Raw genomic sequence first — 12,617 nt, 5'->3', positions numbered from 1 at the left:
AATTAACGCTCTTCTTCGTCCCAGTTACCGATATCGTCTTCAGTACCCGCTTCACCGTCCGGACCCATTGAAAATACGTCAATCTTACCGACTTCTCCTGGGTAAATAAGCTGATACGGATTACCCCATGGATCTTCTGGTAAATTCTCTATGAAACCACCATCAGGGAAACGTTTTGGCACCGGTTCAATACTTGTTTTGGTCACCAAAGCTTCAAGACCTTGCTCCGTGGTTGGGTAGGTCTTATTTTTTAATTTATACAGGCTCAATGCATCTTCAAGCTGTTGAATATCTAGCTTTGCTTTGTCTAATGCGGCCTCTTCCTGTTGCCCCATAATGTTGGGTGCCACAATTGACATGATCATGCCAATAATGACCAGAACTACCATCACTTCTAATAATGAAAAACCAGATTGCTTTCTCACTGTCATTACCTCTAATTGCTTAAATCCATCTGCGCCTTAGCTTATAAGCCAATGGCCTTGTTCATCGCCATAATCGGTTGCAATATGGCCATTACGATAAATAACACGATAATAGCCATGGTTGCTATCATCGCGGGTTCCAAAAGTTTAAGTGACACATTGACCATGGTCTCAAACTCACGATCTTGGTTATCGGCGGCGCGCTCTAACATTTGCTCTAACTCGCCTGACTTCTCACCACTGGCTATCATATGTAGCATCATGGGCGGGAAAAGCTTAGTTTGCTCAAGCGCCGCACGAAGGCTAGCCCCTTCACTAACTCGAGTAGCCGCCTCGGCAACGGCCGCTTTAATCTTCTCGTTAGCAAGCACATGACCTGAAATTTTCATACCCTCAAGCAGCGGCACAGCACTGGAAGAAAGAATGCTTAGGGTACGAGCAAAACGCGCAGTATTTAAGCCCCGACTCACTTTGCCGATACCGGGTAAGGTGAGCAGCTTGCTGTCATACCAAAAGCGAATATTGGGCTTTTTCAGCGCTTGCTTAATACCGACTGTGAGCAACACAAATACTGCGATGCACACAAACCAATAGTTTTGCACGAAGTGGCTGGCAGCCATCACCCACTCGGTGGTCCAAGGTAATGCTTGCTTTGACTTTTCAAACGTTTTCAATATCTTGGGCACCACAGTTCCAAGAAGAATAGAAACAATGGCCACGGCAAAAATCACCAAAATGATAGGGTATACCATGGCCTGGGTAATCTGTGAGCGCATGTGTTGACGTTGCTCGGTGTAATCAGCTAAGCGGTTTAAAACCTGGTCTAGATGCCCTGATTTTTCACCTGCTGAGACCATCGCCCGATACAGATTATCAAACACGTGAGGAAACTCCGCGAGGCCATCGGCTAGGGTGTAACCCTCAACCACTTTCGAGCGTACCGCCATCAACATTTTCTTCAAGCGCGGCTTCTCGCATTGCTCGGCCACGGCCATGACCGCAGCTTCAACTGGCAAAGCGGATTGAATAAGGGTGGCAAGCTGACGGGTAATAAGGGCAAGATCTGACGTCGATATTTTCGCTTTAAATACGTTGCCTAATAAGCCTTTATTGGCAGCATTGGCCTTTTCTTGAGAAGCAGCTAATTCCACGGCAACAGGCATCAGTCCTTTGTCACGCAATTGCTGACGTATTTGCTTTGCCGTATCGGCCTCTAAAAGCCCTTTTTTTTCTTTGCCTCGCCCATCTAACGCGCGATATTCAAATGCTGCCACTATTGCTCCTCACGGGTAACCCGTAACACTTCTTCCAAAGTCGTTTTCCCAGCAAGAACTCTAGAGCAGCCATCTTGGCGAATACTTGGGCTGTGCTGACGCACATATTTCTCAACCATTTGCTCGCCATGGCCGTTATGAATCAGCTCACGAATATGGTCGTCCACCACTAATAACTCATGAATACCGGTACGCCCTTTATAACCGTTATAGTTACATTCTTCACAGCCTTGGGCGCGATAGATAGTGGGTGGGTTTTCAGCGGGCACACCCAATAGCTGGCATTCACTTTCATCAGCTTCATGGGCCTGCTTACAATTGTTACACAAGGTGCGCACTAAACGTTGAGACAAGACTCCTAACAGCGACGAGGACAATAAGAAAGGTTCTACCCCCATATCTTCCATACGGGTGATCGCCCCGGCTGCGGTGTTGGTGTGCAAAGTTGACAGTACCAAGTGGCCGGTCAGTGACGCCTGAACACCAATTTGCGCGGTTTCTAAATCACGAATTTCACCTACCATCACCACATCTGGATCTTGACGCAAAATAGCTCGCAGACCGCGCGCAAACGTCATATCCACTTTCGGATTGACCTGAGTTTGGCCGATACCGGGGATCTCGTACTCAACAGGGTCTTCAACAGTGAGGATATTACGGTCTCGGCTATTGATGGCCGTCATTCCGGCATACAGGGTGGTACTTTTACCCGAACCTGTTGGGCCGGTTACGAGAATAATGCCATGGGGTTTACGAATGAGCTCCGCAAACAGTTCTTGGTTGCGTCGCGTCATTCCCAGGTCTTGTAAATCAAGGCGGGCATTGTTTTTATCAAGTAGACGCAGCACCACCCGCTCACCAAAGCTTGATGGCATCGTTGACACCCGCACGTCAACCGCGCGCCCAGCAATGCGTAGGCTGATACGACCATCTTGAGGAACACGCTTCTCAGCAATATCCAGTTTAGCCATAACTTTAATACGCGATACGAGCAGCGAAGCTAGCTTGCGATTAGGCTTGAGCACCTCTTTGAGCACGCCATCGACGCGAAAACGAATCACAAGCTCTTGCTCGAAGGTTTCGATATGGATATCCGATGCGCCCTCTTTGATAGCCTCGCCCAACATGGCGTTAATCAGCTTGATAATCGGCGCATCATCGTCAGCAGCGAGCAAGTCTTCGGTTTGCGGCAGCTCCTCGGCGAGAGAGAATAAATCGGCCTCATTGCCGATATCTTCCATTAGCTGCTGGGTTTCCGAACTATCGCGTTGATAGGCCGCCTCAAGGACGAGTTCGAATTTGTCTTCCGGCAACCGCTCTACGCTAAACCCTCGGCCTGCGAAGCGGCGCACCTCCAACATAACCTGAGGCTCTAAATCATGGCTATAGTAAAGCAGTAACGTCTCATCATGCTCTACCAATAGCACTTGAAAGCGGCGCGCAAAGGCAAATGGCAGTCGCAGTGGCGCTGTGGCAACGGTTTCTGATACCTCCATCAGCGCTTCGTCAGTGACGGGCACCTCGGCGCTGCTTTGGGCGGCGATTTGCTCAGTCATTGTCTCGCTCAGCCTTATTTTGCTCTTTCAGATACTCTTCATAGGTAGGTGGCAATACAAGCGCGTCATTCCACTCAGGGAGTAATGGCACTTGCTCGGTTGGCATCAAGTCGATACCGTCATCGCTTTGTTTGAGCTGCTCACCACGGATAAATTTATATTTACTGTGGCTCAAACGGTTCATGCTCTCAATATCGCGTAAAATTGTGGGGCGAATAAAGACGATAAGATTGCGTTTACGCTTTGACGTACTGGTGGATTTAAATAAGTGGCCGAGCACAGGAATATCACCAAGTAACGGTACTTTAGAGACACTTTCTTGGACATCTTCATCGATAAGACCGCCGAGCACAACCATACCACCATCGTCGGCTAGCACTGTGGTGGTAATGGCACGTTTGTTAATGGAAATATCCACCGCCGTTGAACCCGCGACATTCGATACTTCTTGTTCAATGGTTAGCTGCACTGCCGAGCCATCGTTTATTTGCGGTGTTACTTTAAGCTTCACACCCACTTCCTGACGATCAACAGTCTGGAATGGATTTTCATTGTTACTGCCGGTCGACGAGCCGGTAATAATGGGTACTTCTTGACCGACAATCATCGACGCTTCTTCATTATCCATCGTAGTAATCGAAGGGGTCGCCAAAATATTCGAATTCGTGTCATTAGAAACGGCTTGGACTATCGCGCCCCAGTCATTCTTAACGATACCCATAGCTAAGCCATTGATTCCACCTAGTAAACTAGCGAGAGGACCAAGGTCGCCTTCTTCGGTACGGCTAATCGGTGTTACCACACCACTTTCTGAGCCAACAACATTGTCGGTAATGGTTTTATCACGAGCTTGCTCTGCTGCCACTGCCAGTGAGCCAACGGGCACCGTGGTGCCGTTGTTAAACTGCAACATGCCTCCTTGTTCGGAGATCCACTGCAAACCAAAGTTAACACCATCGCCTTCAGAAACCTCAACAATAATGGCTTCTACCAAGACTTGCGCACGGCGAATATCTAGTCGTTCAATCACTTTTTCAAGTGAGCGCATCATGTCGGGTTGGGCGGTAATCACCAATGAGTTTGACGCTTCGTGCGCTTCAATGCTGATGTCATCACTGCCGCGACGTGTGGTACGCGCAGCATTACCATTGCCTTGCTGCTCTTCTTTTAAAGACTTACTAACCCCCTGTAATACCTTAACCAGCTCATCTGATTTAGCGTAATTAAGGTAAAATACTTTGGTATTCCCGGTTGTCTCTAGCTCGTTATCTAAGCGCTTGACTAATTCAATGGCGCGCGTGCGAGCCTGCCCTTCACCACTGACAATCACACTGTTGGTACGCTCATCTGCAACGACCCGAGGGATCAAAAAGTCGGGGACGCTGCCTTTGCCATTGTCTTTAAAAATATTATCGACAACAGACACCACATCAGAGGCCGTGGCATGTTTCAGACGCACAATATCAACACGTTTATCACCGGCTTGGTCAACCAAGCGAATAATTTCCACTAGGCGGTTTACCGACTCGGCATGACCGGTCAGCATCATGACGTTAGAAGGGTTAAAGTTGGTAACATGGCCGCCATCTTTTTGGTCACTAAACTGACGGATCAGTGGACCCAACTCTTGGACGGTTACATTTTTCACTCGCACAACCCGAGTTACCAGCATATCACCGCCCATGCCGTCATCTTCACCGATGACTGGCACATTAGACTTTTTCGCGTCTGAGCTTTTCTCTACTTTAATGATACCACTTGGCATTTCGACAGCAGCATAGCCGTGTACTTCGAGAACGTTGAGGAAGAATTGATAGTACAGCTGTTCATCCATGAGCTCGTAGCTACGCACATTAATTTTGCCACGTACATTGGGGTCAATGATCACCGTCTTGTTAAGGTTTTTACCAACGATATTGATAAACTCGTTGATATCTGTGCCCTTAAAGTTTGCCGCATATTCGACTGCGTATAGATTTAAACTTACCCCAGCGGCGAAAAGTAGCGCGCCATACTTGGCAAGCCCTTTTATTATTTTTGTGCGAAATTTCGCGCCCATTGTTCTTACTCCAAACGTGTGATTATTGCAGGCTAAATTGCACATCGAACAGTTGCCCGTTGCGGTTCACGGTAATAGATGCGTCGGTGCTATTGCGCAGCTCTTGCAATGCTGCCATGGCTTGTTTCATATCGGTTAGCTGATAACCATTTATAGCAATGGCGATGTCATTATTTTCAAGGCCCATTTGTTTAAATAGGGCCGGATCTTTTCCTGGGCTTAATTTATACCCTTGTAGACGACCTTGGTTACGTGCCGGAGTGATACGTAGATACTCCGATAACTTTCCTGGGTCGGCAAGAATTTGTTTGCGTGTTTGCTGTAGAGCTTGCTTGGCCTCAGCACTGGCTGTGGCATTGATGGTTTTCGCCTTACCGGCACTCGCTTTGGGAGCGTTATCAGCTTGTGGCCGACTTGCTGGCACAGGCATAGATACGGTTTTAGTGAAGCTCAAGCCGTCAAGCATCAGTGTTTCAAAGCGCCCACCGACATCCAAAATAGCTCGGTCAGGAAGTACTTTTGCCAGTTTAGCGCGTGTTCCTTTGATAACATCATCAATACCGTAGGTCTCTTGGCGCCCTTGGGATTCAATAATGGCGAGCCCGGCGGTTTTGTCGTTGGTAGCTGCTACCACGCCGGTTAGGTTTATGCTTAGACGTGTTTCAGGGGCGTCGCTGATAACTTCCTGTTTAGGTTCAGCTTGCTCGACAGCGGCGGCATCACCGAACAAATTAACTGAACGGATGGCGGCAATATTTGCTCGCTCTGCACCTTTGTTTGCTTGGCTCACAGGTGGCATCACCGTGCTTGCTTGCGGTTGTGGCCATACCAGCCAAAGCAACCCAGCGGCTAGATAACCACAATACAACACCGCAACCAGCACGATAGTGGCCACGATTTTTTTCTGTGGGAGCTGCTTAAGCCATTGTTGTAGTTGGGCTGAATCCAAAACTCTATACTATTATTATTGTAGTCGTTAACGTCACATAGTACATCTATCACTGAGTGACAACAAGCACACCATGTAGCATTAATGTAAAAACATGTAGCCTAGTATAACCTCCGCGCAAGACAGCAATATGACAGCGTTCTGTGCTTTTTTTGGTCGTTGTGTTGTGCTAAATTTCGCCCTTAACTTAGAGAAAATACTACCGAGGTAAAGTGAGCAAGTCAGCAGCGAACGAACACAGCGAATCTGTGCGCTTAGACAAATGGTTATGGGCCGTGCGCCTCTACAAAACTCGCGCCATAGCACGCGAAATGGTGCAAGGGGGCAAGGTCCACTATAACGGTCAACGTTGCAAGCCTAGTCGTCAGGTCGAAGTGGGAGCGAGTATCCGCCTTGCTCAAGGCTTCGATGAAAAACATATTAAAGTTCTTAAACTACTTGAAAAGCGTGTGGGTGCCCCCATTGCTCTGACCTGTTACGAAGAAACCGAGCAAAGTAAGTTAAAACGCGAAGAGAATGCCATTGCGCGTAAAAACAATGCCTTCTTTGCGCCACACCCTAATCAGAAACCGGACAAAAAGCAGCGCCGTGAACTGATTAAGATGAAAGCCAAATAGAGAAACTCATGCAAAACGATTTATTACACCGTTATATTTTTGAGCAACACGATGTTCGTGGTGAGCTCGTTCAAGTAAGCGATGCTTTCGCGCAAGTGATCAAAGACCGCGACTACCCTGACGCCGTAAAAAAGCTCTTGGGCGAGCTATTCGTAACCACTTCGTTGTTGACTGCGACACTCAAGTTTCAAGGCCATATTAATGTGCAAATCCAAGGTGATGGACCAGTAAAGTTTGCAGCCATCAACGGCGATCATGAGCAAAACCTACGCGGTGTCGCTCGCATGCAAGGTGAAGTAAAAGGAGATGGGTTACTGGCGCTGATGGGTAAGGGTCATATGATTATTACTATCACCCCAGTCAAAGGCGAACGCTATCAAGGGATTGTGCCGCTAGAGCATGACAGCTTAGCTAAATGCGTGGAACAATATTTTGCCCAATCTGAGCAACTAAAAACACGGATGTGGTTCGCCACGGATATAAGCCCTGGTCAAGAACGTGCAGCGGGCCTTTTCCTGCAAGTGCTTCCCGTCAACCAAGACAAAGCGACTGCTGATTTTAGTCATTTAGAGACGCTCAGCGATACAGTAACCGAAGACGAGTTATTAAATTTAGATGCACACACCGTATTGACTCGCTTGTACCATGAAGACAACCCTAAACTGTTCGAGCCACAGCCAGTGCAGTTTAAATGTACCTGTAGTCGCGAGAAAACCATTGATGCACTCGTTAATGTCGGCAAAGATGAATTACTTGCCGACGTACAGGCGAATGGCGAAATTGTCATTAACTGCCATTATTGCCTCAGTGAATACCGCTTTAACGAAGAGCAAATTAAAGCAATCTTCAATTAATCAAGCGTTTATTCATTTAAAAAGCTCGAGTACGAAAAACTCGAGCTTTTTTGTTTAAAATAATGACACCGGTATCATGAAATTTTGCTTTTTTATGACACCGGTATCACTGAAATTATTCATGTTTTTTCATATAAAACCGCCATTTTTAGGGCTTTCACCGCTCGTATACAGGCAAACCTTCTGTTACTATAAAATCCATAAAGCACTCTCACACAGCTTTAGATTAACCCGTTCAACCTCTCACAATTTTAGGTAAAAAAATGACTTCAAGCGCTACTCGTTTTGTTGATCTTACAACCGCAGAACTGATCGAGCAGGCAGTTCGTCGCGGCGAAGGTACTCTAGCCGCTAACGGTGCATTTGTTGCTAAAACAGGCCGTCGCACTGGTCGCTCTCCTCAAGATCGCTTTATCGTAAAAGAAGCAAGCACTGAAAATGATATTCAGTGGGGCAATGTTAACCGCCCATTCGATGCCGATAAATTTAATGCGTTGTGGGAACGTGTGGAAAACCACGTTGCTGAAAACGATCACTTTGTCTCTCACTTAGAAGTAGGCGCCGATCCAGAGCATTATTTACCTATTGTTGTTACTACAGAAACTGCATGGCACCACGTGTTCGCGAAAAATATGTTCATTGAGCCAAAGCAGTTCAATGCCGCGAATTTACCGCAATGGCAGATTTTGAATGTACCTTCATTCGTATGCGACCCAGAGCGCGATGGCACTAATAGTGATGGCACTGTGATCATTAACTTTGCCGAGCGAAAAGTGTTACTTGCTGGTATGCACTATGCTGGTGAAATGAAGAAGTCGATGTTCTCAGTGCAGAACTTCTTATTGCCAGGGAAAGGTGTTTTACCTATGCACTGCTCTGCAAACGTGGGTGAGAATGGCGATACCGCCTTGTTCTTTGGCCTTTCAGGCACGGGTAAAACCACCCTGTCTGCCGACCCTAGTCGTTTCTTGATTGGCGATGATGAGCACGGTTGGGCTCCTGGTAGCGTCTTCAATATTGAAGGCGGTTGTTACGCCAAATGTATCGACTTATCGCAAAAGAACGAACCGGTTATTTGGGATGCTATTCGCTTTGGTACTATTTTAGAGAACGTGGTACTAGACGACACCCGTACGCCTGATTACAGCGATGCTAGCTTGACGCAAAATACCCGTGCAGCTTACCCACTAGAGCACATTGCCAAGCGCAAAGAAGAAAATCGCGCCGGCGAACCAAAAGCCGTAGTGTTTCTAACCTGTGATGTGAGCGGTGTGTTACCACCAGTATCAGTATTAAGTGAAGAAGCTGCAGCATACCACTTTTTAAGCGGCTACACCGCTAAAGTGGGCTCAACAGAAATTGGCTCAACGTCTGATATTGAATCTACTTTCTCAACCTGTTTCGGCGCGCCATTCTTCCCTCGCCCAGCGGGTGTTTATGCGGAACTATTAATGAAGCGCGTGCGTGAGTTCGGCGCTAAAGTATACTTGGTTAACACTGGCTGGACAGGCGGTCCTTACGGTATTGGTAAGCGTTTTGATATCCCAACCACGCGTGCTGTAGTTGATGCGATTGTGTCAGGCAACTTAGCCGATGTAGAGACCCAACATATCGATGTATTAAACCTAGACGTGCCGGTGGCTGTACCTGGTGTCGACACTGAGGTACTGAACCCTATCAACACTTGGGCTGATAAAGACAAATACAACGAATACGCGAAGAAACTCGCAGACGACTTTAATCAGAACTTCGCTAAATACGATGTTTCTGATGCGATTAAACAAGCCGGCCCGCAAAGCTAAGGGCTGCTGTTTATACTTAGCCATTGCGCTGAGAATTCAATCCCACGCCAGCATTACGCTGGCGTTTTTATTGGTAAGTATATAGTTGCACACAAGCCGCCCTGTTCACGGTTCTTGAGTTCAACCTTGCCATTGTGCATAGTAACGATGCGCTTGATAATCGCCAGCCCTAAACCGCTGCCTTCACTGCCTCGTGCCTGATCACCTTGGGTAAAAGGCGCGAACACCTTCTCCAGCTCAGACTCAGGGATGCCAGGCCCTTTGTCTAACACACTGACACAGACGTATTTCTTGCGCGCACAAAAGTGAGTATTCACCTCTATGCTGTCATCAGAATAGCGCAAGGCATTCTCTATCATATTGGTGAGTACACGCTTGATTGCCACACAACTTATCGGCACATTGGGAAGGCTGGGATTCAAAGTGAGTGTGATATCTCGGCCATGCTGTTGCTCAGCATGGACCACCTCTTCAACCAAAGCGTTGAGATCTTCAGGTTGGTTATCCCCTTTGTCATGGTGGCGTAGATATTCAATGAACTGATCAATGATTGCGTTCATATCTTCTATATCGTGAATAATGCCTTCGCGCAGATAGTCCTCATCATCAGACATCATTTCAGTGGCTAGGCGAATACGGGTCAACGGCGTTCGCAAGTCATGTGATACCCCAGCCATTAACAAGCGCCGATCTTGCTCTAGCGCAGCAATGCTACGCGACATCTGATTGAAGGCTCGCGTTACCTCAACCATTTCAGTCGAACCTTGCTCATCAACAACGGTGCTAAAGTCGCCTTTACTCACCTTCATCGCCGCTTCTTGGAGAGCTTTGAGTGGGCGGTTTAGGTGCCGCGCAAATAACCACCCTCCCAACACACTGAGAAAGCCTATACTGGTTAGGTAAAAGGTTAAAAACTCAATATTGGCTTCGGTGAAGCCAGATAGTGGTACCCGCACCCAGTATCCTGGAGCCTGAGGCGGTTCTATCCAATACACCAATGGATTAGTTTGGCTAATACGCACACGGGCCGAGCCATTCAGCTGTTCCGACATAATGTTGGAGAGCATTGAATATTCACGAGCTTGCCCTAGCCCGTTAATGTAAGCCTCGCGCTGGGTGAGTAACTCGATTCCTGTTTCTTCTAAGAAGCGTTTCGACACTTCATCACTGACTTCGACGCCATCATCGACACCAATGAATACCGTTTTCACCTGCTTTGCGAGCATGATATTCACTTGCTCGATGGTCGGCTTGACCACATAGAAGCTCACCGCAACATAGGACACCACTTGGTTTATAAGTAGCAAAGCACCAACTAAAAATACCGTTTGCCCAAATGCGCTTTTGGGAAATAAGCTCATTTACTTGTTGCCGTCGGGCACAAATACATAGCCCAGTCCCCATACTGTTTGGATATAACGAGGGTTCGCGGCATCGGCTTCAATCATCCGTCTTAGACGTGATACTTGCACATCGATGCTGCGCTCCAAAGCGCTATAATCACGGCCCCTAGCCAAGTTCATAAGCTTATCGCGGCTCAGTGGTTCACGTGGGTGTGAAACAAGAGCTTTCAGTACCGCGAACTCGCCACTGGTCAGTGAAATAACCTCATCCCCTTGAGTCATTTCTCGCGTCGCCAGATTTAGCGCAAAATCACCGAACTTAACTAAGTTTTCTTCTGATGAAGGCGCACCCGGCACTTCTTTAGCGCGACGACGCAAAATAGCCTTCACTCGAGCCAATAGTTCGCGTGGGTTAAACGGTTTAGGAATGTAATCGTCAGCACCTAACTCGAGGCCAATAATGCGGTCAACCTCATCACCCTTGGCGGTCAACATCACGATAGGAATTTCATTTTCTTTTTGTCGCAAACGGCGACAAATTGAAAGGCCATCTTCGCCGGGCAACATTAAATCTAAAACCATCAAATGAAAGTTTTCTCGTTCTAAAAGCTTATCCATTTGTTCGGCATTGGCGGCGCTGCGTACGATAAATCCTTGCTCAACTAGATAGCGCTCCAAAAGGCTGCGTAAGCGCATGTCATCATCGACAACGAGGATTTTTGTTGTTTCCTGTCCCATTATTTTTCTTTTCGTTGTTTTTCCTCCATTAACTATATTCGAAATAGCGGGCAGGGGAAATGTACAACACCAATTAGATTGTTACATTTGTTGTCGGCCTAACTATCGTCACTGCGATAGTGAATGTCATTGATGTACCAAAGTTTGCGCCCTGTCGGGGTAGATACCCAGGCCTCATCATCAACCTGCTTTTTTAACAACGCTCGCGCCATTGGTGCATCAATTGAGATGACAGTTTTGCTATCATAAATTTCATCTGGACCGACAATTTGAAAGCGTAACACTTCGCCTTGTTCATCTTCCACTTCGACATAGGCGCCAAAAAATACTTTTCCTTCTTGCTGAGGGCTGTAATCAACAACTTGAAGGTCTTCTAAGCGCTTACGCAAATAGCGCACGCGCCTGTCTATTTCCCTCAGACGCTTTTTATTATACTGATAATCGGCATTTTCCGAGCGATCACCTAAGCTCGCCGCCCAAGCGACTTTCTTCGTTACTTCTGGGCGCTCGGTGCGCCATAAGTGGTCTAACTCTCGTTGCAACTGCTGGTATCCACGGCGTGTAATTAATTTCGTTTTCATTGCTTTTTGTTCAGTTTTAATTCACAGTCTGCATTACATAGTTAAATGTAGCGGTATTTTTAGGCGAGTATAGTGATGCACAAATACAGTGTAAAACACATAATATTATTGGTACTCAGCCTACTTGTGCTTAACAGCTGGGGAGTTGCCAATGCTCACACGCAATTTTGTAGCGTTACTGATCAGCCGAGTGTCGCCCTCGAGTTAGAAGCTACCTCAAGCCCAGCTCAAGATAAAGACAGCGAGAAAGATTTTGACTTTACCGCTGCTTCACTTTCAGCAAATACATACCAATCCTTAGCACTTAGAGCGGCTCACACCGAGCTAGGTAAGGGTGCACTATGTAACTTACGCCCACAACAACGAGCGCCTCCCATTTTCTTTAAATAAGCTGTTTTTTATTAACAATTATTTGGAGA

Annotated in this window: 12 protein-coding genes; 4 read left to right on the top strand and 8 right to left on the bottom strand. The window is 47.1% G+C overall.

Translation table 11 applies throughout. The annotated features are described in order from the left end of the window. Positions 1-2: 2 nt before the first annotated feature. The 5 genes from gspG to gspC are packed head-to-tail and all read right to left on the bottom strand — an operon-like array spanning position 3 to position 6,263. Positions 3-425: a type II secretion system major pseudopilin GspG gene (gene gspG / locus MHM89_RS10465; RefSeq protein WP_026110940.1), complete on the bottom strand. Its 423-nt coding sequence runs from the start codon at positions 423-425 to the stop codon at positions 3-5. A 41-nt stretch (positions 426-466) separates the two neighbouring features. After that, positions 467-1,699 carry a type II secretion system inner membrane protein GspF gene (gspF, locus tag MHM89_RS10460; protein WP_022943736.1) on the bottom strand — a complete coding sequence of 411 codons (1,233 nt, stop codon included), beginning with the start codon at positions 1,697-1,699 and terminating at the stop codon, positions 467-469. Beyond that, positions 1,699-3,195: a type II secretion system ATPase GspE gene (gene gspE / locus MHM89_RS10455; protein WP_239408954.1), complete on the bottom strand. Its 1,497-nt coding sequence runs from the start codon at positions 3,193-3,195 to the stop codon at positions 1,699-1,701. Before gspE ends, gspF begins: the two co-directional genes overlap by 1 nt. Before the next feature lie 52 nt (positions 3,196-3,247). Continuing rightward, complete coding sequence (gene gspD / locus MHM89_RS10450) at positions 3,248-5,314, bottom strand: type II secretion system secretin GspD (protein ID WP_022943734.1); 2,067 nt, start codon at positions 5,312-5,314, stop codon at positions 3,248-3,250. Positions 5,315-5,336: 22 nt separating this feature from the next. Further along, positions 5,337-6,263: a type II secretion system protein GspC gene (gene gspC, locus MHM89_RS10445; protein ID WP_022943733.1), complete on the bottom strand. Its 927-nt coding sequence runs from the start codon at positions 6,261-6,263 to the stop codon at positions 5,337-5,339. A 212-nt stretch (positions 6,264-6,475) separates the two neighbouring features. Between gspC and hslR the strand changes: the two genes are divergently transcribed. The 3 genes from hslR (at position 6,476) to MHM89_RS10430 (ending at position 9,536) form a co-directional block, all read left to right on the top strand. Beyond that, the gene (hslR, locus tag MHM89_RS10440) at positions 6,476-6,880 is read left to right on the top strand and encodes a ribosome-associated heat shock protein Hsp15 (protein ID WP_022943732.1); all 405 of its coding nucleotides are present in this window, start codon (positions 6,476-6,478) and stop codon (positions 6,878-6,880) included. Positions 6,881-6,888: 8 nt separating this feature from the next. Further along, complete coding sequence (gene hslO, locus MHM89_RS10435) at positions 6,889-7,734, top strand: Hsp33 family molecular chaperone HslO (protein ID WP_045979096.1); 846 nt, start codon at positions 6,889-6,891, stop codon at positions 7,732-7,734. A gap of 263 nt (positions 7,735-7,997) precedes the next feature. Then, a complete protein-coding gene (locus MHM89_RS10430) occupies positions 7,998-9,536 on the top strand; it encodes a phosphoenolpyruvate carboxykinase (RefSeq protein WP_022943730.1) in 1,539 nt (512 codons plus the stop codon). A 53-nt stretch (positions 9,537-9,589) separates the two neighbouring features. Here the strand turns inward: MHM89_RS10430 and envZ are convergent, their stop codons facing one another. The 3 genes from envZ to greB form a co-directional block, all read right to left on the bottom strand. Continuing rightward, entirely contained in the window at positions 9,590-10,897 is a 1,308-nt protein-coding gene (envZ, locus tag MHM89_RS10425) for a two-component system sensor histidine kinase EnvZ (RefSeq protein ID WP_022943729.1), read from the bottom strand. Continuing rightward, positions 10,898-11,617, bottom strand: coding sequence for a two-component system response regulator OmpR (gene ompR, locus MHM89_RS10420; RefSeq protein WP_022943728.1), 720 nt, complete (start codon positions 11,615-11,617; stop codon positions 10,898-10,900). It abuts the gene before it with no gap. Positions 11,618-11,715: 98 nt separating this feature from the next. Then, complete coding sequence (gene greB / locus MHM89_RS10415) at positions 11,716-12,198, bottom strand: transcription elongation factor GreB (RefSeq protein WP_022943727.1); 483 nt, start codon at positions 12,196-12,198, stop codon at positions 11,716-11,718. Positions 12,199-12,273: 75 nt separating this feature from the next. Here greB and MHM89_RS10410 point away from each other — a divergent pair, with 75 nt between their 5' ends. After that, positions 12,274-12,588 (top strand): hypothetical protein, encoded by a 315-nt coding sequence (locus MHM89_RS10410; RefSeq protein ID WP_151173542.1) that lies wholly within the window; start codon positions 12,274-12,276, stop codon positions 12,586-12,588. Positions 12,589-12,617 lie beyond the last annotated feature (29 nt).

Origin of the sequence: Pseudoalteromonas sp. CNC9-20, assembly GCF_022347875.1 — a bacterium.
Lineage (GTDB): Bacteria > Pseudomonadota > Gammaproteobacteria > Enterobacterales > Alteromonadaceae > Pseudoalteromonas > Pseudoalteromonas ruthenica.
Note: the sequence above shows the minus strand (reverse complement) of the source record. Positions and strands in the feature narration are given on the sequence as shown.